This window comes from Thermostichus sp. MS-CIW-23 (genome assembly GCF_054059455.1).
In genome coordinates, this window is the sequence record NZ_JBSSCC010000017.1 from 1 (window position 1) to 22,730 (window position 22,730).

Here is a 22,730-nt window from a genome sequence, read left to right on the forward strand (position 1 = left end):
ACAACTCTTTGCCGCAAATCCAAAGAATGAGTCGGCATTCCTTTCTCTCCTTCCTCTTGAATACCTGTACCCTATTTTAAATTAAAAGGCTGTAACTCTCTCTTCTGTCTGTAAAAAAGCCAATATCTTCTGCCATTTGTTTTCATCTAAAAAAACCAACTTCATCCTCTTTCCTCTATAAATTATTCTCTCTATCCTAACATAAGATCAACACGACCTAGGGTCTGTAACAGAGGGGAGCTTGCTCAAGATCGACAGGGATCCTCAGCCAGCCGAGCCAGAGCCTCCAAATCAGCACCCACCACGCGGTTGAGAATCCATTCGGGATGTTGCTGGGCACCCATGCGTCGATAGAACTCTATCGCCGGCTGATTCCAATCCAAAACCATCCACTCCAGCCGCCCATATCCTTTGGCCACCGCCTCCTGAGCCACCCGCGCCAAGAGCGCTTTGCCAATGCCTCTGCCGCGAAACTCCGGCAACACGAACAGATCCTCAAGGTAAATCCCTGGTCGGGTCAGGAACGTGGAAAAATTGCGGAAGTAGAGGGCAAATCCCACCGCTTGCCCCTCCACTTCTGCCAACAACGCCGAGGCCAAAGCCTCTGGGCCAAACAAATAGTGGCGCAACAGATCAGCGGATCCCGTTACCAGGTGGCTCAGCTTCTCGTACTCGGCCAAGGCGCAGATGAGGTCAAACAAAACGGGCACATCTAAGGCGGTGGCAGGACGGATTTCCATACTTTTGCCTGGCTTCACAACCAATTCCTTGAATTTCCTGAGATACCGGCACGAGAACAGACCACAGTTTATTCTTGTTGTGGACAGAACGCCCAGGCAGCATCTTTTGGACGCGCAGCGTGGTGGGGGCAGCGGCAGGGGCCCAGAGGACTCACCGCACAAGGCAGGTAGGGTGACCGAGAAAAGTAACGGCAGAAGGGATCCCAGGCCGAGTCAGAAAAGAGAGTTGGCATGGCCCGGCGCTCGTCCCCGATTGAGAGGCGACGGGATCCCCTCTTTTCCAGCAGAGGGATCAACTGAGCCCAGAACGTTAGCCCCAACCACAAGCCAACTCCCACTCAGCGCTTGCACAATTGCCCTCCCCCGTCGGCCAACAGCGTTGTCTTCCAACCAGAATCAGCCTCGGCCAGCCTGCTTGCCCAGGACTAGCGTGGCAGCCCGTTTTGGAGCTGTCCTTCCCTGCCGGCAAGAACCCGAGAAAAACCGATTAGAGTGAAATATGGACTGACCCGCTGAGCCTTCCGATTCCATGACCACCTCCACCCTTGATGCTGCTGCCATCCTTGAAGCGTTGCGCCCTGTTCAAGATCCGGAGCTGCGCCGCAGCCTGGTGGAACTGAACATGATCCGGGATATTCGCGTCGAGCCTGGGCGAGTGGCCTTTACCCTGGTGCTGACCACGCCGGCCTGCCCTTTGCGAGAATTCATTGTCGAGGAGTGCAAAGCTGCCATCCGCCAGCTGGCCCCCATCGAAGCCATTGATGTTACGGTAACGGCAGAAACCCCCCGTTCCCCTTCCCTGCCGAATCGCCAGTCCATCCCCGGTGTGCGCAACATCATCGCCATTTCCAGCGGCAAGGGGGGAGTGGGCAAAACTTCGGTGTCGGTAAATGTGGCCGTGGCGCTGGCCCAAAGTGGAGCGCGGGTGGGGCTGCTGGATGCCGATATTTACGGTCCCAATGTGCCGCTGATGCTGGGCCTGCAGGATCGGTCTCTGGTTGTGCAAAAACGGGAAGATGGCGGCGAAGACATCTTCCCCTTGGAAAATTACGGCGTCAAGATGGTGTCGATGGGCCTCTTGGTGGGACGGGATCAGCCGGTGATCTGGCGGGGGCCAATGTTAAACGGGGTGATCCGGCAATTTCTCTATCAGGTGCAGTGGGGAGAGTTGGACTACTTGATTGTAGATATGCCCCCCGGCACCGGCGATGCCCAATTGACCCTAGTGCAGGCAGTGCCGCTGGCAGGAGCTGTGATCGTCACCACGCCCCAATCGGTGGCCCTGCTGGACAGCCGCAAGGGCTTGAACATGTTTCGGCAGTTGGGGGTGCCCATCCTGGGCATTGTGGAAAACATGAGCTACTTCGTCCCGCCCGACCTGCCGGATCGCCAGTACGATATTTTCGGCTCAGAAGGGGGAGAGACCACGGCCCGCGAGCTTGGTGTCCCGCTGCTGGGGCGGATCCCGCTGGAAATCGCCCTGCGCCAAGGGGGGGATATGGGTACGCCTATTGTCATCGGCCAGCCTGAGTCAGCCTCGGCCCGGGCCTTGAAGCAGATTGCCAAAACCTTGGCAGGCCGCGTTTCCATGTTGGCTTTGGGGGCAGGCTAGAAGCGCTCGGCTTCCACCAACGAGACCCCGAAGCTGCGTCCCCCCACCACAATCCCCTCTTGGGCCTTGCCGCGCACGGTTACAGTGCTGTTCATGGCCGGCAGCCCCTTGTCGGTGATGACCCAAAGGGAACCGCTGTTGTCTTGGAGCTCATACACACCCTGGCCGAACACCCCTATCTGGTTCACCACGCGACCGCGGATATACACATCGGTGTAGCGAGAGGGATTTTGTTCGATCTGGGCGATGGGGGTTGTGCCGATGCCCAGCCGCGCCAGTTGCCCACACCCTGCCAGGGCTAAGCTGAGGCCCAGCAGGAGCGCCAGGGATCCGCCGCGGAACGATTGGCCGAGTCGCTGTTTCATGGGTTGCTTCCACTGACGAGCACCTGCTCCCACCATAGCAAGCCGGCAGCCGATCCACGGCCAAGTCAGAACTTCTCGCCAATGCCGAAGTGCAGTTGGCCTTGGCCAGCGCCACCTTGCCCGATGGCGTAGTCGATGCGCAACGGCCCCAAGGGAGATTGGATGCGAATGCCGACCCCCAGCCCCAAACCACTGCCCGGCTTGTTGCGCACCGCTGCGGGATTGCCGGCCACCGCAGCTCCACTGCCCAGATCAGTGCCGTAGTCGGCGAAAACCACGGCTCCCACCGGGTCAAAAAGGGGGAAACGCAATTCGGCGGTTGCGGTGGCAAAGCTGCGACCGGAACCGATACCCCCCTCAAAAAAGCCCCGCACCGAGCTGCCCCCACCGATGGGGAAAGCATCGTAGGGAGCCAAGTCGCCGATGGTCGTGCCTGCCCGCACATCAAAGGCCAATACCTGCGGTCGCTCGCTGCGGGTTTGAAACAGGTTGACGGGGATGAACTGGCTGTAGCTGGTCTCGAGGCGGTTGGCATTCAAGCCATTCTCAAACAGACGTACCGACTGTTCGGTGGAGATGCGAAAGACCGATCCCTGGCTGGGGCTGTTGGGGTTGTCGCGGGCGTCGTTGACGAGGCCAAACCGCAAGGTGGTGTAGCTGTCTTGGCCGCTCTCGCTGAAGGTAATCGGGTTGCCCAGCACATCGAAGCGCTGTTGCTCCCCGTTGCTGTTGCGAGCTTCTACAAATTGGATGCGGGTGCCCAAGCTGGCCCGCCAATTGCCCCCAATCGGGCGAGAGAAAGTCACCCCGCCACCAAGACGGTTGATGCGCACGGGATCCCCATTGGGCAGGGTGAGTCCCTCATTAAAGACAAAGCTGGAGCTCTGCTGGTTGGAGATGTTGACGTTGTAGGAGGTGGGGATCTCCAGCGTGGCAATCCGCGGGTCGGTGAAGTTTAAGTCGAAGAGGGTTTCGTTGGTGCCCACCTGCACGTTGAAGCTGGCACTCTGGTTGTTGCCGCCCAAGTTTTGTTCGGAGACGTTGAGGCCGGCGAAGACCCCTGTGGCGGAGCTGACGCCGATGGTGCCTCCCAAAGTGCCGGTGCGACGTTCTTCCACGTTCACCACCACCACCACCTTGTCGGGATCCTGGCCGGGGTTGAGCCCCACATTCACGTCCTGAAACAGGTTGAGATTAAAAACTGCCTGCAGGTCTTCCTGGATTTGGTTGCGGTTAAACACATCCCCCGGCTTGGACTTCAACTCGCGGGTGATGATGAAGTCACGGGTTTTGGTGTTGCCCTGAACGCGAATATCCTCGATCACCCCCTCGGCAATTTCCAGGACGATGGTGCCATCTTCGGAGGAGCGCACATCCGTCACTTTGGCCAGCACGTAGCCCTTGTCGGCGTACCACTGTTCAATCTCGGCCACCGCCGATTGCAGCTTGCCAAAGTTGAGCACCTGCCCTTCTTGATCGGCAAAGGCGGCCCGCAGCACTTCCGGATCCAGAACTTTCGCCCCTTCCGTGCGCACGGCTTTCAGGATTGGGTTGGGCTTGACCTCAAAGGTGACCCGCACCCCCAAAGGCGTATCGGAAGGCACTGCCCGCACATCGGCAAACAATCCGGTGGCAAACACGGCATTGATGTCTTCCCGCAACTGGGATCGGGTGGAAACCTCGCCGGCGCGGGTGCGGATGACGCTGTAAACCCGGTTGATCAGCTCCGGATCTTCAGTGCCCTCAACCACTACCTCCGCTACCAACACTTCTGGCTCGCCGGCAGTGGGGGGTGGGGTGGGGGAGGGCTGGGCGGGGGTGTCGCCACCGGTGCGCAGGTCGAGGGTGCCGGGCTGAGGAACCGATTGCGCCCAAGCCGGGGATCCCATCAGCAGAGCGCTACGGGACGCTTCAGCAAACGCAAAAGCGGTGCTGAGCACCATCCCGCGGGTGAGCGCTGAAGTTAGCCAAGGGCGAAGTTGCCTGGAACGATTCATGGGGATCCCTCGCACACCAAAAAGCAAGATTGCAGAGCCGGGCCAAGCTTGCGTTAAAACCCTCTGCCGCCCAGCAGCGGACAATTGCCCTGGATTATATCAATCCCCATCCACCCAGATCCGAGCGTGGCCGCGAACCGGATTGCGGACTTGGGCAGTCTGGAGTGCAAAAAGCAGCCTCCCCCGCTCAAGGCAGGCGCAGGGATCCCCTACAGCGCTGGCCGCAAGACCTCGGCTCGACTTCCTCGGCAGCTAGGTTGACTTGGGAGTTGAGGATGACGACGGTGATGGGAGCAGGAGTGGGAGGCAAAGAGCGGCTGCTCCTCCAGCCCCAACTGTCGGCGTACTGTTGTGGGGGAACGTTGGGCAGGATCAGGACGGTGTTTTGCAGGACGTTGCTTTGCAGGGTGGTGGCGTTGCCGTTCAGGATCGCCATCTGCTGGGTGTGGGAAGTCTGAGCCAGGACGGCTGGAGCAAACCCGAAGCCGAGCAGAGCTGCCACTCCGGGGAGGAGGAGTTGGGTGGACAACATCGAGGATTCTCCACAAGACGCCAGGATGCCGACACTTTAGCCTGCTTTGCCCTCCGCTGAGTTGCCGCAAAAAAGCAAAAAAAGCTACGTGATGGGGAGGGATCCCTGCTGGGGACGTACAGCCGCGCGGCCCAGGCCCACAAAAAAGCCTGCAGAGGGTACTCTGTGCAGGCCCGTCTTGCTCGTCTGGATTGTCTTGATGGAGCTGATACATTCACGCTGAACTCTCCTGAACATGGTTCAGGAAAGAAGCGATCGCATCCTGCCTATCTCTGAGCAGGAAGGCGGTATCCCGCAAAGCCCTGAGGAATACCCCCCGAGCGCTTTCCCCCTTCACTTCCCGGCAACCGTTGCGGTGGACTCAAGGATCAGGGGGAAACTTGGTCTACTATATCCCTCTCAATGACTTTTGCCAAACCGCCTAAAGCTCAGTAAATTCAGCAAAGTTCAGGGTTTTGGGGGTTAGAGGCATGCTCAGAAGGAGAAACCGGCCCCCGCTCAGGAGCCGCAGGGGAAAATCAGCTCTCCGGCTCAAACACCTTCAGATCCACCACCTTCCCCCCTTGGAAAGTCCAGTGGGCAAAGGTGCCGGCCACCTCCCCATTCTCATCGAAGTTGATGGATCCAGAGGCGCCGGTGTAGAAGATGTCTTCCCCTTTGCCGATCAGCTCCACCGCCTTGGCCCACTCTCCAGGCAGGATCTCGGTGCCAGGCGGATTGGCCACTTCCCGCAAGGCATCTCGAACAGCGGTGCCATCGGTGCTGCCGGCTTTCTGAATGGCCAGAGCCAGGACAAAAGCGGCATCGTAGGCGGTGTCGATGTAGGGGGTGGGGGGCAGCTCCCCGTAGGCGGCTTTGTAGGCTTCGGCAAAGATTTGGTAAGCCTTGCTATCGGTGAGGGCCTGAGGCGAAACGCCGATGGATCCCTCTAGCTTTTCGGCTCCCACCTGGGCTGCCACATCGGGAGAGCGCATGCCATCGGTGAAGACAAAGCGGTCAAACAGTCCTTCTTCCAAAGCTTGCCGCAAAATGACCACACCGTTTTCGGGGTAGCCGATCAGCACCAATGCCTGGGGATCCCCTTCCTTCAGTTGGGTCAGCTCACTGCGATAGGAAGCCTTGCCGGGCTCGTAGGGAACCGACTTGGTGATGGTGCCGCCCCGCTTTTCAAAAGCAGTCTTAAAGCTGTCGGCCAAGCCCTGGCCATAGTCGTTATTGATGTAGATGATGGCCAGGCGCTCCAGCTTCTCTTCACGGGTGATCTGGGCCAGGGCTACCCCTTGATAGGCATCGGAAGGAACTGTGCGAAACAGAAAATCGTTGTCCTCCAGGGTGGTGATGGTGGGGGCGGTGGAAGCGGGGGAAATTTGCGGGATCCGATTGGGAACAGAAACCGTCGTGGCCACCGGGATGGTGATGCCACTGCCCAAGGCGCCGATGATGCCGGCCACCTTCTCCACGGTGACCAACCGCTGAGCTGCGTCGATAGCCGGCTGAGCCGACGTCTGGTCATCCGCTTCGACCACTTGGGCAGGGGATCCCAAAATGCCGCCAGCCGCGTTGATTTGGTCAATCGCCAGCTTGATCCCCTTGAGGCAGTTTTCCCCGAAGGCCTGCAGATCCCCGGTGAGAGACATTAAAGCCCCAATTTTGACCGGCCCTTGAGTGGCCTGCTGAGCCGTGCTGGGCAGCAGAGTGGTGGCAAGAGCAGCAGCCGTCAGGGCAGCCGCCGCCGCAAAGGCCCGTCGGGTGAGTTTGTTCATGGGAGACATAACCAACAACCTCCTATGAGGGAAGAGAAAGTAGAACTCAGATCCCAAAGGTCAAGTAAAGTCAAGTGTTGAGTCGTAGCAGTCAGACGTTGACTCACCTCAAAGCGTTCCCCACTTCCTCAAGAAAAGATGGCTCCGGGAAAAACAGGCGGGCCAGACTCAGGATCTCGCCCGTTCCTTGGCTGCTGTAGGGCTGGCTGCGGCCTCCAAAGGCAGTTGCCCCTGTAGGAATCCAGGAAGGATAATGGGCAAACTCGGCCATTGGGCTCATTATATTTTGAGAAATACTGAACTCATCGGTCGGCGGGGTTTTCCCAAGGCAGCGGCGTGATTGTTATCGACGACATCTCCAAGCGGTTTGGCGGCATTAGCGCGGTGGATCACTGTTCCTTCCGCATCGAAACCGGTCGGATTACGGGCTTGATCGGCCCGAATGGGGCAGGGAAGACCACGCTCTTTAACATCATCGCCGGGTTTATTCGGCCCAGCAGCGGGCGCATCTGGCTAGATGGGGAAGACATCACCGGCCTGCCCCCTCACCATCTGTTCCGTCGAGGGCTGGTGCGCACCTTTCAGATCCCGCGGGAGTTTGGCCGCATGACCGTCTTGGAGAACTTGATGGTGGTTCCCCCCAACCAGATAGGGGAAAACCTGTTCGCCACTTGGTTCGGTTGGCGGCGGGTGCAACGACAAGAACGCAACCTGCAAGCTCGGGCGGAAGAGGTTCTGGAACGGCTGAACCTGATCCATCTGCGGGATCAACTGGCCGTCACCCTTTCCGGGGGGCAAAAAAAACTCTTGGAACTGGGACGTACCTTGATGACCGATGCACGGGTGATCCTGCTGGACGAGCCGGGGGCTGGCGTCAACCGCACCCTGCTGGCGGATTTGATGCGCTTTATCGAGTATCTCAACCGCGAGCGGGGCTGCACCTTTTGCATCATCGAGCATGACCTGGATCTGGTGACCCGTCTCTGCGACCATGTGGTGGTCATGGCTGCCGGCAAGGTTCTCACCCAGGGATCCATGGAGGAGATCAAACAAAACCCAGCCGTGCGGGAGGCCTATTTGGGATCTGTGGCACTGGCCGACTCCCTAAACCCACCCCAACCCTCCCCTCTGCCTTCGGAGGGATCCCTCTCATGACCCCTTTGCTGGACATCCAGGATCTCTACAGCGGCTACCGGGGGGTGGACATCCTCAAGGGGATCCACCTGAAGGTGAACCCTGGGCAAATGGTGGTGATCATCGGCCCCAATGGAGCCGGCAAATCGACAGTGCTGAAATCCTTATTTGGCTTGGCCACCATCCGCTCAGGCCGAGTGCTGTTTCAGGGATCCGACATCACCCACTTGCCTGCCGAGCAACTGGTGCAGCGGGGAATCGGCTTTGTGCCCCAGACCAACAATGTCTTTCCTTCCCTCACCGTGCAAGAGAACCTGGAGATGGGGGCCTTCATCCGACGCGACAACCCTGCCGCCCAACTGGAGCGGGTTTATGAGCTGTTTCCGCCCCTGAAAGAGAAACGACGCCAAGCGGCGGGATCCCTATCGGGTGGACAACGGCAGATGCTGGCCATAGGGCGAGCGTTGATGGTGGAGCCGCAGTTGTTGTTGCTGGATGAGCCGACCGCTGGCCTGTCGCCGCTGTACATAGAACAGACCTTCGCCCTCCTGCAAGAGATCAACCGTCTTGGCATCAGCATCCTCATGGTGGAGCAGAATGCCAAGCAGGCCCTGAAGATGGCGGACTGGGGCTATGTTTTGTCCACGGGAGAAAACCGCTTTGAGGATACTGGCCCCAACTTGTTGAACAATCCTGAGGTGCTGGAGCTGTTCTTGGGTGGTTGAGGCCCTCACCCCCCTCCCCTTTCCCAGAAGGAGAGTCAAGCGGGACTGGCCATTTGCTGCTTGCGCAGTTGAGCTGCTTGGTTGAGAAGAGCCTCCACAAACGTCATCGCTTCTTGGGCGGAGTGACCGGCAGTGAGTTGGGCCAGTTCTTCGCGGCGTTCCCGTTCTCCCAAAAGCTCCACCCGCACAGAAGTTCGTTTTTGGTGCACCACCTTGTGAACCCGCAGGTGGTGATCCGCCAGGGCAGCGATCAGGGGTTGGTGGGTGACGCAGAGGATCTGGTGATCTCGGGCAATGCTGTGCAGCTTGGTGGCGATGGCTTGCGCCACTTTGCCCGACACGCCGGTATCGATCTCGTCGAAAACCATGGTGGCCACCGGATCGATGCGGCTGAATACGGCTTTCAAGGCCAGCAGAAAACGGCTCATCTCGCCGCCCGAGGCAATGCTGGCCAAGGGCTGAAGAGGCTCACCCGGGTTGGGGCTAATCCAAAAACTCACCTGATCCACCCCCTCTGCTGTCGGGGGGCCGGGTTGGATCTGCACCCGGAATTGCACTGCGCTCATCCCCAGCGGGCTGAGCTCTTCTATGAGGGCCTTTTCCAGTTGACAGGCCGCTTGTTGCCGCAGTTGAGAGAGCACCTGGCAATGGCGCTCCAGGTCTTGGGCAGCTTTGTCCAGCCGCACCTGCAATTCCTCTAGGTCGGTGTTGTCTCCTCGCAGTTGGGCCAACTCCGTCTGCACCCGCTCCGCATGGGCCATCACCTCGGCCAAGGTCGGGCCGTATTTGCGGCAGGCTTGTCTGAGTTGCGCCAAGCGCCGTTCAATTTTGTTCAACCGACCGGGATCCGCCTCCAGCGTCTCGCCGTAGCGAATTAGCTCTCGCCCCACCTCCTCCACCTGAATGAGAGCGCTGCTGACCATTTCCGCCAGAGGGGCTAGGTCGGGATCCCGCTGGGTCATGGTCTGGAGCAACCGTTCTACCTGGCCCAACAGATCGGCGATGGCCGGTGAGCCGCTGTCGTTTTGGTAGAGCAATTGGTGAGCTTCGTAGCTTTGCTGTTGCAGTTCCACCCGGTGGGCCAGGCGCTCCCGTTCCCGCTCCAGCTTGGCCATTTCGTCGGGATCCTCCAGGCGCAGGGCGGCCAGCTCTTGCGCTTGAAACTCCAGCAGGTCTAGCCGTTGCAGGCGCAGTTGTTGGTTTTGCCGGCGGGATTCCACCTCTGTTTTCAGTTGGTTCCAGGTTTGGTAAAGGGCAGCCACCTCCGCCCGTGTTCGCAACAACTCTTCGCCGCCAAAGTCGTCCAGCCAACGGCGCTGGGTTTGGGGAGATTGGATTTGAACGGTTTGCCCCTGGGCGGTGATCTCCACCAATTTGGCCCGCAGGTTGAGCATCTGGGCTTTGTTCACCAGCACCCCATTCACCCGCAGGCGACTGGTGAGCTTGCCGTTGCGCAACACCAGCTCGCGACTACAAACCAGGCCCTCCTCTAGGGGGTCGATGTGCTCTTGTTCTAGCCAGGCTTGCAGTTCAGGATTAGGACTGAAGATCGCTTCCACCAGACCTCGTTCGCTGCCAGTTCGCAGAGCCCGAGCTGTACCTCCTAGAGCTGCATCCAGAGCATCGAGGATGATGGATTTGCCGGCCCCGGTTTCTCCGGTGAGCACGTTTAGCCCCGCTCGAAAGGGGATCTCCAATTGCTCGATCAGGGCAAAGTTCTCGATCCGCAGCAGGCGCAACATAGGGATCCCGTGGGCTCAGCGTGCCGTTGGCAGTTTTCAGGATAGGGCTTGCGGGGTCGCTCTGTCCCACGTTAGCGTACCCACCATCCCTCGGCGGACGGGTACAGCGGCCAGCGGGGAGTCTGTTATTGCAGGGGTGGGGAGCACCACCCGTTCTGGTTTGGGGATCCCCTCGGGGAAATTGGCAGCCCGGCTCAGCCCACCAGGGGGTAGCGCTCCATCAGGTAGCAGAGGCAGTCTTGGCGGATGATGCGGCTGTTGAGGGTGAGCATGCCCGGCATGATGGGCACGCTGGTGCGAATTTCTCCATTGCAGGCATAGAAAAAGCGATCCGCCACATTTTGGCCCTGCTCGTCTTGCACCTCCAGGTGGAAGCCGTTGTTCGTCCAGCCAATGGGGGTGTGGGGGGGAAGCTCCCGAAAATTGAGGAGATCCAAATCCGGCGGGAAGCGGATGTGGGAGGGGGATCCCTCTTGGTCGCCATTCTCTTCCCCAAAGCTGAAGCTCACCTGATCCGGGACTTTGACAATGGCGACGCTGTGGAAGAGGTCGATATCTTGGCTGAGGACAGGGCGCTGCGGGATCGCCGACAGGTGCAGGCAGGCTTCCAGAAATTCGTAGGCATGCTGGGTGCCGTGGGGCTGATCCGGCTTGCCGCATTCCAGGGTCACCGCCGGGCAGAAGCGCCCGAAGGCCATGCTCTGTACCCCTTCTGGCTTGGTGAAATAGAGAACGGTGCGCCCAAACAGGGTGGCCAGGTGCAGGGTAGGGGCATCCAGGTGATTGACACAAGCGTAGTGGGGGTTAGTGCCCGTGTTGTTGTGGATATCGACGCTGGCAAAAACGCCCCGCCGCTGCATTTGCTGCAGGACGGCCTGGGCCATGGCGTGCTCGGGGGTGGAGCCGGGGCCCCAAATGCGGTTGTAGTCCGGTTGGCCATCTAGCCGCCGTTGCCGGTGGCGGGCAGCCTGCACGTTGCCAATGAAAAGGGAAAGAGAACGGGGCAATTCCCGCTGGGCGTGGTGGCGGAGGAGCTGCCGCACCGCCTGCCAACCGGTGGTTTCGTTGCCGTGCAGCAGGACGGACACAAACAGGGCGGGATCCCGTCGTCCCGGCAGATGGATGAGGGTTGGCCCACCCAATCGGTCGTAAAGCTGATGGGCCTCTAGATCCAGCAGTTGATCCGGTAGATGATCGAGAACGGTGAGCATACTGTTTGGGCTAAGAGGCTCGACTCAAACTTCTGGCTTCTGGCCTCTCTCCCTGGGGTAGGAGGGAGCAGAAGTCCAACGAAGTCCTTGGTCGCGAATGAACCGTTTCGCTGCGGTAGCTCGGGTCGCAACAAGGCCATCTGAGAGAGAGTTTGCCCACTCGAGATGCGGGCCAGGGATCCGTCCTGCCGCCGCGGTGGCCCACCGCTGGTACAACCGGCTGTGGAGAGAGCCCTAGCTGAGATCCCAGGTGTGTACCGGTTGGCCTTGCCGCTGCCGTTCCCAGTAGGCACAGGTCAATTGTTGCATATCTTTACCATGCCGAGCCACGTAGCGGCGCTGCCAGGTGGCCCCATTCTGCCCCGACTCCACCCGGGCGCGGAGAATGCCCAGGTACTCCTGAATATCGGAGGGGGCCAGATCCAGTTGAACCAAACCCGCCTCTGCTTGGGGGATCAGCTCTTGCAAAAGCAATTGGCGCAGGGATCCCTGCCAACCCTTGAGCCAAGTGATGGGGGCCTCCAGACCCCAGCGGGCCGCCGTGTAGAAATTGGCGCGGCACTGGGCAAAGCTCAGCTCCTGCTCGGGGGGGACGGGCTGGGATCCCAAGGCTTGCACCAGACCAAAGTAGAAGGCCGCATTGGCGATCATATCGGGTAGGGTTGGGCCTGCCGCCGCCACCCGCTGTTCGATGCGCAGATGGGGAACCGGATCCAAGCCGATGAGGGGGCGGTTCCAGCGCCAGATGGTGCCGTTGTGGAGGCGCAGATGGGCCAGCTCTGATGGGGAAGTGGCTAACCTTTGTGGCAATACCACCGGGTAGCGATGCAGGTTTTCCCAGAACAGCTCCATTAGGGATCCCTGTACATAGCCTTGCCCGAAGGTGACGCGGGGGCAGTGGGTGGGGGAGGGCGGGGGTGGCCCATCCAAAGCTTGCTCAAACAAAGGGATGCGGGTTTCTGCCCACAGATCGTGCCCGAACAGGTAGGGGGAATTGGCCGCCAGCGCCACCAAAGGGGCCGAGGCGATGAGAGAAGCGTTGAAGTAACGGGCCGCCTGTTGGGGGGATACCTGCAGATGGATTTGAAAGGAGGTGGTCGCCGCCTCCAGCATGATGTCCGGGTGGGTAACCCGCAACCGCCCAGCCGGTCCTTCGATATCTAGCCCCAGGGAAGGGATCGCTTGGGATTGCTCACGCCGGTGCAAGTTCAGGATCTGCTCATTGAGGGCCAGGTAACGCTTGCGGGGGGAGATCATCTCCAAGGTCAGTTGCTTTTGCTGCACCGTAGGCAAAATGCCGATCATCATCAGCCCCACCTGCAAGTGTTCGGCCACCCGGCAACAGCGATCCCACGTTTGGCCCAGCTCTTGCTGAAACTGCCGCAGAGCCGAGCCGACCAAAACTTGGGGCCGGCTGTTGATCTCCACGTTAAACTGGGCCAGTTCCGGCACCACCAGCGGATCGTTCACCGCTTCCAGGTAGGCTGAGTTGATCGGGGCCGGATCCCCCTGAGGGGTGACCAGCCACGCCTCCAGCTCAAACCCGCCCACCGAGGATCCCTGGGCAAAGGGCTGACAAGCCGGATCCAGCCCCGGCGCACCGGCCAACCAGCGCTCCAGCAAATCCGTCTCTTGCCGGAGTTGAGCGGCGAACTTGGCAAAGTCTGCAGTACTAAAACGGAGGCAGGTGATCTCCTGGCCCATGGGAACAACTCCGCAGCTTTTGGGAATGAGGTTAATCGCTGTTGCCGGGATCTCGACACCCCTAGCTTTACTTAGCCCGCAGTGATGGATACATCTTCAATGCGCAGGGCGGGAAAGGCAGCCGTGCCGTTGAAAACCGTTACTTCCTGGGAAATGGCGGAGATATTGCGCAAACAATCGTAGAGATTGCCGGCAATGGTGGTCTCCAGGATGGGGCGTTTCTCGCCGCCTTTGACCAAGAAGCCCCCTTTCACCACCCCAGAAAAGTCACCGGTAATGGGGTTGCTGCTGCCGGAGAGGCGGGTGACGATAACTCCCCGATCCATCGCGTAGAGCTCGGACAGGGGGGTTGTCCCTGGGGCCACCCTCAGGCAAGCCGGCCCTACTCCCGGCAGGCTGCCTGCTCCCCCTGTGGCATGGCCGTTGGAGGAAACGCCAGCAGCGCGGGACTCGTAGCTGTTGTACATGAAGTTGCAGAGGATCCCTTCGTGAACCAAGGGGGTAATCTGGCGAGGGATCCCTTCGCGGTCGAAGGGCTCAATGGGGTAGCCGGGCAGGCCCAGGCCTTCAGAAACCACGGTGAGCAACGGGCTGGCGATCCGGGATCCCATTTTTTGCGCCAGAGGGCTTTTGCCTTTGCGCACCGCATCTGCCCCCAGCACAAAGAGGAGATCCCCTAGAAACTCCTCCACCACATCTGGCGGCAGGACAATGGGGCCGCGGAAGCTCTCCCCCTCGCCAGCCCCCAGCGCGCCCACGCATTTCTGGACAAAGCGATCAAAAGCCCGCTCCAGCGCCGGCACCAGATCGGCCCGCTTCTGCACACTGTCGCCGTCGTAGGCAAAGCTGCCCACCTCGTCCCCGTCGATGGCCATGCCAAACAGGGATCCCCCCGCTTCCACGCTGTGATGGTTGGCGCGGATGCCGGTGGAAGAGGCGATGGCCAGGGTCTCTTCCTCCACGCTGAGGGAGCCGCTGTCGATGGTGATGCGAGGGTCTTTGGAGCGCACCCACTCCAGCAATTGGGATCCCAACTGGGTCAGCTCGGCGGCATCCAGTTCCAGCAGGCCTGGGTCGAGGGCAAAGGGCACCTGGGGCAAAGGTTGGGGCTCCGGCAGCCCGTTGAGGGGATCCGCCGGCGAAGCCTTGGCCATGGCTACAGCCTCAGCCGCCGTCTCGGCCAGCTCTTCCGGGCGGTTGGAGGTGGCAAAGCCCAGCCTGCCGCCACAGAAAACCCGAATGCCGAACAGGGTCTCGCTGCTGCTGCGGGCCAGGTTCAGGTCGTTTTTTTCAAACGTGACTTCCGTTTCCCGGCCTGAGTTGGCAAACACTTCTGCCTGGTCGGCTCCAGCGGCCAACGCCTTGTACACACCCTGTTCACAGAGATCCAGCAGGTTTTCCGGGGAAATGATGGAGCTGGGCATAGAAAGCGGGATAGCAAGAGGACAGTCCTATTATCGGCTATGGCTCAGGGATGCCTTTCCCAGCCCCCTGCGGCCCATGGGATCCCAGCACCAACCCCTTCGTCCAACAACGTGACCCTGGTGCGCACCTTCCGGCCCGCTCCCCCTGGGCAACAATCAGCAGAGAGCTACCCACAGGGATTCCACCCTGCAGCAGCAAACAAAGGGGCTGAGATCAAAAGGGATCCCTCGTGGCGCTTTGACCCCACTTGCCGCTTGTCCTTAGCGGCCTGCCAGGTGCAGGAACCTTAGAATGGAGGTTGAGCCCACTTGCCGTGAGTGTCCATGAGCCTTTTGCCCACTTCCGCTGCTCCCCTAGCCATTGCTCCGACAGCAGCCAAGCCAAGGCGACTGGACTTCGAGGTGGTGATTGCCGGAGCTGGGATGGTGGGATCCACCTTAGCAGCCGCTTTGGGCCAGGCCGGGATCCGCGTCGGGCTGATCGAGGGGCGGGATCTCTCGCAGGGGGTGGGGGCGGATGGCCGAGCCAGCGCTTTGGCTCTGGGGACAGCCCGCATTCTGCAGCGAATTGGGGTGTGGCCCCTCATGGAAGCCTGGGGAGTTTCTCCCATTCACCGCATTCAGGTCTCTGATGGGGAAAGCCCCTGGATGGCTCAGTTGTGCCGCGAAACGCTCCAAGCGCCGGCGCTGGGCTACGTCGTGGAAAATCAAATTACCCAAAAAGCTCTGTTGCAGCGCATTCGCGAGTGCCCTTCGGTAACCCTTTTCAGCCCCGCCCAGGTGCAAAGTTTCTCCCCTGCAGCAGATCACCTGCGGGTAGAGCTGCTGGCTCAGGAGGGATCCCGGCAAACCCTGCGGGCTGCTCTGCTGGTGGTTGCAGATGGGGCCCGTTCGCGGCTGCGGGAACAGGCTGGGATCCCGTTATCCTGCTGGGGCTATGGGCAGGTGTGCATCGTTTCCACCCTCACCCATGAGCATCCTCACCAGCAGGTGGCCTACGAGCGCTTTCAGGCCAGCGGCCCCTTCGCCATTTTGCCCACCCCCGATCCCCATCGCAGTTGTGTCGTCTGGACAGTTCGCCAAGCGGATCGAGATTGGCTGATGGGCTTATCTGAGGCTGAGTTTCTGCAGGCCATCCGGCCTTGGTTTGGATCCCAGTTGGGAGCGTTGCTGGCCGCCTCTCCCAGAGCTTGTTATCAGCCGCAGCGGGCCCATGCCCAAACCTACATCGGATCCCGGCTGGCTTTGGTGGGGGATGCTGCCCATACCACCCATCCGCTGGGGGGGCAGGGAGCGAATCTGGGCATGCGGGATGTGGCGGCCTTGGCTGCCCTGTTGATCGAAGCCAAAATGGCGGGCCGGGATCCCGGCGATCCGGCTTTGTTAAAAGCCTACGAGCGCTGTCGCCGCCCAGAAAACGCGCTGGTTCTTTTTGCAACCGATGCTGCCAATCGCCTCTTTTCCAACCGAAGCTGGCCGTTGCTGGTCTTGCGTCGCCTGGGCCTGTGGGGACTGGAGGTTTTGCCGCTGCTCAAGCCTGCTTTGATGCGCCAAGCAATGGGGATCCGCCCCCACCAACCCCAACTGCAGCAGCTCCCTTTCCCTGCACCCCCGGAACCTCTGGCTACGCCTGTCTAGATCCGGCCAAACTGTTGAGAGCTGGGCCCAGATCCTCGCCCGCCGCCTTTGTCCCCAGCAGACCAAGCGCTCCACAGTGATCAAGGCTGCTCCAGGGGTAAGTCTGAAAACAGCAATGGGGCAATATTGGCCGCCTGGTTGATGGGGATCTCGTCGTTGACGGCATATTGATAAAACTGATCCAAGCGCCGACACAAACCTTCTGGGGTCAAAGCCTGCACATTGGAGCTGATGATATAGCTTTGGGAAGGAGAGGCGCGAAACGCTTGAAAGGCTTTGCGACAAAAGTCCTGCTTGGCCTCCGGGTCTGCTTGTCGCCACTCTGGCCCCGTAAGTTTGCCGGACAAAGTGGGGCCGGTTGCCGCTCCCAAGGGCAGGCCTGTTCCCAAGATTAGGCCAGCCAGGATCAGAAACAGAAGGCCTCCCTTCGAGACTGCCTGCCAGAAAGAGAACTGAAGCCGTTGCCGGTGCTGCTCCATGGTTGGATAGGCTGGAGTGGAAAGGGATCCCCTCGATCATACCGAGTCACAGGCGGATCTGAGGGAAACTCAGGATCTCGGCTGGCTTTGCCGCTCCCCTCGATCCCCGCTGCCGTCCTCAGGAATGGCCGGAAAGCTGGGTCCCTTTCATCCCTTACCCGCTCGCACCCTCCGTCCCGTGGCTCGCAACAAACCCCGTCGGAAACAGCCTTTCCCGCATCTCCTCGGCTCCAAATGGACTTCCGTTCAGCCTGTTCTGGGTTGGCGACATTTTCAGGTCACCGCTCGCCAACAAGGGGAAGGAGGGCTGGTGTTTGCCGAGCTCAGAGCCGTCTGCGATCCCCAGGTGCGCCTCTGGGTCAACGCGGCCACCCTGAAGAACCGGGATCTTTGGCAGCCGGGCTGGACGCCTCTCGAAGACGGGATCCCCTGTGGGCGGCAGGATCCCCTTCTGGACAGGGCTGGGGGATAGTTTCTCTCAAGCTGGGGCTCAGGGATCGATTAGGATCATCTCTCTAGTGTGGTGTTTTAATTCGGAAGCTTGAGGAGAAGAAAGCGGGATGGCCAGATGTGACGTTTGCGGAAAAGATCTTAGCTACAGCGATTATCAGTGGGCCAAGCGCTGCGCCAATCCCTACGGGAAGTCTCACCTCATCTGCTTCGACTGCTACAGTGGTTCGTCTTGTCCCATCTGCTATTCCCCTCTGGAGCCGGCAGAATAGAAAGAGGCGTTCTCAAAAGCTGCTTGTCGGTTACTCGACTCCCATCCCCCTAGCTCCTCGGAGGGGGCGATGGTCGACAAGGGTCTCGATGGTTTTCCCAAGGGAGCCGGAAAAGTGCGCATTGGCCAGGGCTACGACATCCACCGCCTCGTCGAGGGGCGCCCCCTGATCCTGGGCGGGATCCGGATCCCTTACGAAAAGGGGCTATTGGGCCATAGCGACGCCGATGTCCTCACCCACGCCATCATGGATGCTCTCCTGGGGGCTGCCGCTCTGCGGGATATTGGCTACTACTTCCCCCCTGAAGAAGAGCGTTGGAAAGGGGCAGATAGCATCCTTTTACTACAGCAAGTGGTGCAGCTGGTGGGCCAAGAGGGCTGGTGCGTTGCCAATGTAGACAGTGTGGTGGTGGCGGAGCAGCCCAAGCTCAAACCTCACATCCCCGCCATGCAGGCCCGCCTGGCAGAGGCGATGCAGATCTCCCCCAAGCAAGTGGGGGTCAAGGCTACTACTAACGAAAAACTGGGCCCCATAGGTCAGGGAGAGGCCATTGCTGCCTTCGCAGTAGCCCTGTTGCTGGAGTGCTAACCTTCCCAGCAGAGTCTGAAAAGAACCTGGTCATCGCCCTGCCCGAGCTGCCAAACTGGCAAGCAACCGCTCCCTCAAAAACGCAGAATCTGCCCAAGTCGCAGTCAAACCACCCATTACCTGGATCCCCAATTTTCCCTCTGGGAAAGGGGCCGGGAGGGGGGCTACTCCTCTAGGAGAAGGGCTGGGGGTGAGGGCCTCAGCAGCGCGGAGCGCTTGGGCCACAGGGCGCGGGATGCGGGCGAGCCGTCCCAAACTTGCTTGGAACAACGACTTGGCAAAAGAAATGGCGGGCCAAAACAACACCTCGGCAAACCGACTCAGGAGGAACCTTTTTGTCTCTCTACTAGGGATCCTCCTGCTCTGGCTTGGTGCCTGTGCTGCCCCTGCCCGCCCGCCCCATTTGATCGCCACAGTGACTTCAGATCCCAAAACCTTCAACACCTATTTGGCCGCCGAAAGCTCTAGCCGCGACGCTATCGCCTACCTAGAGGCGGGCTTGGTCACCTTGGATGAGGATACCCTCTTGCCCAAACCGGAGCTGGCGGAAGGCTGGGAAGTGTCTGAGGACGGCTTGCGGTATGTCTTTACCTTGCGGGAGGGGCTGCGCTGGTCGGATGGAGAGCCCCTGACGGCAGCAGATGTGGACTTTACCTTTAACCGCATCATCTTCAACGAGCGGATCCCGACTTCTGCGCGGGATGTGAAGCGAATTGGAGAAGCCGGAGCATTGCCTCAGGTGCGGGCGCTGGACGAGCGGCGGATTGAGTTCGTTTTGCCGGAGCCCTTCGCTCCCTTTCTGCTGCAGGCCGGATCCCCTATTTTGCCCAAGCACATCCTCGAGCCCACTGTCGAGCAGTTGGACAGCCGGGGCAACCCCCTTTTCTTGCAAACCTGGGGTATCGACACGCCGGTGCAGCAATTGGTGGGGGCTGGCCCCTATGTCATGCAGGAATACACCCCTGGCCAACGGCTGGTGTACCGGCCCAATCCCTACTACTGGAAGGGGGAAGGGATCCCGCGCATTGAACGGGTAATCCTGCGCATTGTGGACTCAGACGACACCGCGCTGCTGCAGTTTCGCTCCGGCGAGACCGACGTGTTTTCGGTGCGGGGGAGAGATTTTCAGCTCTTGAAGCGGGAAGAAGAACGGGATCAGTTCACCATCTACAATCTCGGCCAGACATTGAACAACAATTTCTTTGCCTTCAACCTCAGCCGCGCCCGCGATCCCCAGACCGGGCGGCCCTTTGTGGATCCCGTCAAAAGCCGCTGGTTCAACGATTTGAACTTCCGCAGGGCGGTGGCCCATGCCATGAACCGGCAGTTTTACGTAGATAGCGTTCTGCAAGGGTTGGGCGAGATCCAGCACTCGGTTTTCTCCCCCGCCAGCCCTTTCTACCTCAGCCCCGAAGAGGGCTTGCCCACCTACGACTACAACCCTGAAAAAGCGCGGCAACTGCTCCTCGATGCCGGATACACCTATGATGCTGAGGGCCACCTGCGGGATTCCGAGGGCAACCGTGTCCGTTTCACCTTGCTCACCAACGCCGGCAACAATCAGCGGGAGGCCACCGGCGCGTTGATCAAAGCTGATCTGGAGCGGATCGGCATCACCGTTGATTTTACCCCCATCGCCTTCAACACCCTGGTGCAGCGCACCGATAGCCGCGACTGGGAAACCCTGCTGCTGGGCTTTGGTGGCGGCGGCACCGAGCCCAACAACGGCTCCAACATCTGGCGCAGCGACGGCCGTTTGCACCTCTTTAATCTGGGAGATTTGCCCGGCAACCCGGCAAAAGGGGTTGAGGTCAGCGATTGGGAACGGGAGATCGACCGCATCTTTATCGAAGGGGTGCGGGAGCTAGACTTTGAAAAGCGCAAGGCCCTCTACGACCGGTTTCAAATCATCATTCAGGAACAGCTGCCCCAAATTGGCACTTTCAACCCCCTGGTTCTCTCAGCCCTGCGCAACCGCATTCAAGGGGTGGATCCCCGACCCATTCTGGGGCCATTGTGGAATTTGGATCAGCTCTACATTCAAGAGTAGAACTTCTGATGATGTGGGTGATGTGGGATAGGGAGAGGCTGTCTGAACTGTTGAGTTGTGTCCCTATCGCCACATTTGGCAGGTGAAACTTAGTTGTAGGTTGTGTTGCGGATGTCTTGAATTTTGCAACTATTTCACCGTCAATTCCACGTCCCCCACACTCCTGAGGACGGTGATCCCCACCCCTCCTGACTGCAGATAGAGACCGATGTCCAGGGATCCCTGGCCCACCTGCACATTCTCAAGAATGACATGGGGCAGCCACAGGGGCAGAGTGGGCTTGGTTAAATGTACCCGTTGAGCCAGCCCGTCGATCTCCAGCCCCAGACAAGCCTGCAGCAGCAAAAACACACTGGCCGCCGCCCAAGACTGGGGCAGACAGGCCACCGGATAAAGGGTGGGGCCCTCCCGCTGTCGCCGCCGAAAGCCACAAAACAGCTCAGGCAGCCGCTTCAGCTCCAGAAACTGGCTGGCATCGAACAGCGCTGTCAAGACCCGCACCGCTTCGCCCTTGAAGCCATAGCGAGATAAGCCTGCGGCAATCAAGGCATTGTCGTGGGGCCAGATGGAGCCATTGTGGTAGGACATGGGGTTGTAGCGCCCCTCTCCCTCCGGCACCGTGCGGATCCCCCAGCCGCTGAAGAAAGCTGGCTCCAGCAGTTGCCGGGCAATGCAGGCAGCATGCTCGGGATGGGCAATCCCCGAAAACAGACAGTGGCCCATGTTGGAGCTGCGCACCCGGCAGGGTTGCTTCTGGCCATCCAAAGCCAGGGCATAGCCCCCCAACTCTTCGCACCAGAAGTGATCCCAAAACTGCTGCTGCAGCTTTTCCGCTTGTTGTCGCAACTGGGCTGCTTGCTCTTGCCGCCCCAGCAGCTCGGCCATCTCTGCTGCCAACTGCTTAGCTTCGTAGGCATAGCCCTGCACCTCGCACAGGGCCAAGGGGGGTTCTGCCAGGGATCCGTCCGGGTAGAAGATGGCATCTTCAGAATCTTTCCAGCCCTGGTTGCGCAGGCCCCGCCGCGCCTTGCCGGCATACTCCAAAAAGCCGTCCCCGTCCGCATCCCCGTAAGTGTCCATCCAGTGCAGGGCTGCTTCGATGTTTGGCCAGAGCTGCCGCAACAGCTCTAGATCGCCGCTGCGCTGCACATAGCGTCCTGCCAACACCACAAACAGAGGGGTGGAGTCAATGCTGCCGAAATAATTGCCAAAGGGGATCTCGCGCGTCTTGGCCATCTCGCTGGAGCGCTGCTCATGCAGGATCTTGCCAGGCTCGGCATCGCGGCTGGGATCCACCTCCTGGGCCTGGTGGGCCGCCAGATACAGCAGCACCCCCCGCGCCAAGTCTGGAAACCACCAGAGAGTGGCCAGGGCGGTGATCAGGGCGTCGCGCCCGAAGACCGTGGTAAACCAAGGCACCCCCGCATAGGGATAAAGCCCGTAGGGAGTGCGGGTGAGCATCATCAGCAGATCATCCCGTGAGGCGTTGAGCCAATCGTTAAACTGAGCATTGCCGGTGTCGATCCGGTGGGCTTGCGCCCGCAAGGAAGCCCTTTGCTCCCGCTCCGCCTGCAGAGCCTCCTGGTAGGTCAAAGGGGCAATCTCCTCCCCGCCGTAGCTGCAGATCACCCTCAGCTCCAAATCCCGTTCCTCCTGCGGGGCCAAAGGCACCCACCACTGCGCCAGCTTCTCCGACACTAGCTCCGGCGCCGGCAAAAATTGCAACTGGGTTTGCCGCTCCACTCCATCCAAGCCGCGGTAGCGGAGAACCACTCCCTCAGGGTTCACCTGGGCCGGCAGCACTTGACCCCGCTGGGCCCGTCGGATGCCCCGGATCTCAAAAATATCGGCAAAGTCCGCCTCAAAGCGCAGGGTAATCGGCACGCGAAACGGCTCCGAGCCGTAGTTGTGAATGCGAATGCGCTCGTAGGCTACGTTGTTCCACAGAAAAGTAGTCCGTAGAACATGCAGGGTATCTTGACCGATAAACTGCCCCTCTGAGGTGGTGAACTCCGGGTTGGTCAGATCCACCGCCAAAATATCTTTGTCTTCCCGCACCTCTGAGCTGAGCAGCAGGAACTGCTTTCCCTGCAAGTCCAACACCCAGCGGGACAAAAAGCGGGTGTCGTCCCGGAAGAGGCCATGATCCCGGATGCCGAGGGGGCGCATGTTCCCTCGCCGGTCAAAGATGGCAAAGCAGTTGTCATGCTTGAGAACATGAGAGCGTGCCTCCACCCAAGAGGCGCTGGCCCGGATGTAGTACTGCTCTTGAATTTGGATGATGTCTTCTGCCATCTCGGTCTT

Annotated in this window: 19 protein-coding genes; 7 read left to right on the forward strand and 12 right to left on the reverse strand. The window is 60.0% G+C overall.

Features of this window, described 5'->3' with window-relative positions:
- Window positions 1-245: 245 nt before the first annotated feature.
- Both ACVW0B_RS07645 and ACVW0B_RS07650 read right to left on the reverse strand, forming a co-directional pair.
- Window positions 246-740, reverse strand: a complete 495-nt coding sequence (locus tag ACVW0B_RS07645) for a GNAT family N-acetyltransferase (protein WP_414330224.1) — start codon at window positions 738-740, stop codon at window positions 246-248.
- A 68-nt stretch (window positions 741-808) separates the two neighbouring features.
- Entirely contained in the window at window positions 809-973 is a 165-nt protein-coding gene (locus ACVW0B_RS07650) for a DUF6464 family protein (RefSeq protein ID WP_238376969.1), read from the reverse strand.
- 296 nt (window positions 974-1,269) lie between these two features.
- On the opposite strand from ACVW0B_RS07650, the gene ACVW0B_RS07655 reads away from it, so the two are divergent.
- Entirely contained in the window at window positions 1,270-2,352 is a 1,083-nt protein-coding gene (locus tag ACVW0B_RS07655; protein ID WP_457491360.1) for an Mrp/NBP35 family ATP-binding protein, read from the forward strand.
- Here ACVW0B_RS07655 and ACVW0B_RS07660 read toward each other — a convergent pair.
- The 4 genes from ACVW0B_RS07660 to ACVW0B_RS07675 form a co-directional block, all read right to left on the reverse strand.
- Window positions 2,349-2,717, reverse strand: a complete 369-nt coding sequence (locus ACVW0B_RS07660) for a hypothetical protein (RefSeq protein ID WP_457491361.1) — start codon at window positions 2,715-2,717, stop codon at window positions 2,349-2,351. The genes ACVW0B_RS07655 and ACVW0B_RS07660 overlap by 4 nt on opposite strands.
- A 65-nt stretch (window positions 2,718-2,782) precedes the next feature.
- Window positions 2,783-4,714, reverse strand: a complete 1,932-nt coding sequence (locus ACVW0B_RS07665; RefSeq protein ID WP_457491362.1) for a BamA/TamA family outer membrane protein — start codon at window positions 4,712-4,714, stop codon at window positions 2,783-2,785.
- A 187-nt stretch (window positions 4,715-4,901) separates the two neighbouring features.
- Window positions 4,902-5,246 (reverse strand): hypothetical protein, encoded by a 345-nt coding sequence (locus tag ACVW0B_RS07670; protein ID WP_011432412.1) that lies wholly within the window; start codon window positions 5,244-5,246, stop codon window positions 4,902-4,904.
- Window positions 5,247-5,764: 518 nt separating this feature from the next.
- Window positions 5,765-7,018, reverse strand: coding sequence for an ABC transporter substrate-binding protein (locus tag ACVW0B_RS07675; RefSeq protein ID WP_011432413.1), 1,254 nt, complete (start codon window positions 7,016-7,018; stop codon window positions 5,765-5,767).
- Between the two features lie 327 nt (window positions 7,019-7,345).
- Between ACVW0B_RS07675 and ACVW0B_RS07680 the strand changes: the two genes are divergently transcribed.
- Together ACVW0B_RS07680 and ACVW0B_RS07685 are read left to right on the forward strand one after the other, a co-directional pair.
- The gene (locus ACVW0B_RS07680) at window positions 7,346-8,164 is read left to right on the forward strand and encodes an ABC transporter ATP-binding protein (protein WP_414329274.1); all 819 of its coding nucleotides are present in this window, start codon (window positions 7,346-7,348) and stop codon (window positions 8,162-8,164) included.
- Window positions 8,161-8,868, forward strand: a complete 708-nt coding sequence (locus ACVW0B_RS07685; protein ID WP_457491363.1) for an ABC transporter ATP-binding protein — start codon at window positions 8,161-8,163, stop codon at window positions 8,866-8,868. The genes ACVW0B_RS07680 and ACVW0B_RS07685 overlap by 4 nt, the downstream gene beginning before the upstream one ends.
- 35 nt (window positions 8,869-8,903) lie before the next feature.
- On the opposite strand, the gene recN is transcribed toward ACVW0B_RS07685, so the two are convergent.
- The 4 genes from recN to ACVW0B_RS07705 form a co-directional block, all read right to left on the reverse strand.
- Entirely contained in the window at window positions 8,904-10,610 is a 1,707-nt protein-coding gene (gene recN / locus ACVW0B_RS07690) for a DNA repair protein RecN (RefSeq protein WP_457491364.1), read from the reverse strand.
- Window positions 10,611-10,804: 194 nt separating this feature from the next.
- The gene (locus ACVW0B_RS07695; RefSeq protein ID WP_457491365.1) at window positions 10,805-11,821 is read right to left on the reverse strand and encodes a M14 family metallopeptidase; all 1,017 of its coding nucleotides are present in this window, start codon (window positions 11,819-11,821) and stop codon (window positions 10,805-10,807) included.
- A gap of 234 nt (window positions 11,822-12,055) precedes the next feature.
- The gene (locus ACVW0B_RS07700) at window positions 12,056-13,525 is read right to left on the reverse strand and encodes a glutamate-cysteine ligase family protein (protein ID WP_457491366.1); all 1,470 of its coding nucleotides are present in this window, start codon (window positions 13,523-13,525) and stop codon (window positions 12,056-12,058) included.
- A gap of 71 nt (window positions 13,526-13,596) precedes the next feature.
- The gene (locus ACVW0B_RS07705) at window positions 13,597-14,949 is read right to left on the reverse strand and encodes a TldD/PmbA family protein (protein WP_457491367.1); all 1,353 of its coding nucleotides are present in this window, start codon (window positions 14,947-14,949) and stop codon (window positions 13,597-13,599) included.
- Between the two features lie 324 nt (window positions 14,950-15,273).
- On the opposite strand from ACVW0B_RS07705, the gene ACVW0B_RS07710 reads away from it, so the two are divergent.
- Window positions 15,274-16,587: a UbiH/UbiF/VisC/COQ6 family ubiquinone biosynthesis hydroxylase gene (locus tag ACVW0B_RS07710; RefSeq protein WP_457491368.1), complete on the forward strand. Its 1,314-nt coding sequence runs from the start codon at window positions 15,274-15,276 to the stop codon at window positions 16,585-16,587.
- Between the two features lie 80 nt (window positions 16,588-16,667).
- Here the strand turns inward: ACVW0B_RS07710 and ACVW0B_RS07715 are convergent, their stop codons facing one another.
- A complete protein-coding gene (locus ACVW0B_RS07715) occupies window positions 16,668-16,958 on the reverse strand; it encodes a hypothetical protein (protein WP_457491369.1) in 291 nt (96 codons plus the stop codon).
- 286 nt (window positions 16,959-17,244) lie between these two features.
- Between ACVW0B_RS07715 and ACVW0B_RS07720 the strand changes: the two genes are divergently transcribed.
- From ACVW0B_RS07720 to ACVW0B_RS07730, 3 genes are all read left to right on the forward strand, one after another.
- A complete protein-coding gene (locus ACVW0B_RS07720) occupies window positions 17,245-17,538 on the forward strand; it encodes a TIGR02450 family Trp-rich protein (protein WP_414329949.1) in 294 nt (97 codons plus the stop codon).
- Window positions 17,539-17,902: 364 nt separating this feature from the next.
- Window positions 17,903-18,376: a 2-C-methyl-D-erythritol 2,4-cyclodiphosphate synthase gene (gene ispF, locus ACVW0B_RS07725; RefSeq protein ID WP_414417864.1), complete on the forward strand. Its 474-nt coding sequence runs from the start codon at window positions 17,903-17,905 to the stop codon at window positions 18,374-18,376.
- Window positions 18,377-18,662: 286 nt separating this feature from the next.
- Window positions 18,663-20,426, forward strand: coding sequence for an ABC transporter substrate-binding protein (locus tag ACVW0B_RS07730; protein WP_457491393.1), 1,764 nt, complete (start codon window positions 18,663-18,665; stop codon window positions 20,424-20,426).
- A gap of 129 nt (window positions 20,427-20,555) precedes the next feature.
- Here the strand turns inward: ACVW0B_RS07730 and ACVW0B_RS07735 are convergent, their stop codons facing one another.
- Window positions 20,556-22,721 (reverse strand): amylo-alpha-1,6-glucosidase, encoded by a 2,166-nt coding sequence (locus ACVW0B_RS07735; protein WP_457491370.1) that lies wholly within the window; start codon window positions 22,719-22,721, stop codon window positions 20,556-20,558.
- Window positions 22,722-22,730 lie beyond the last annotated feature (9 nt).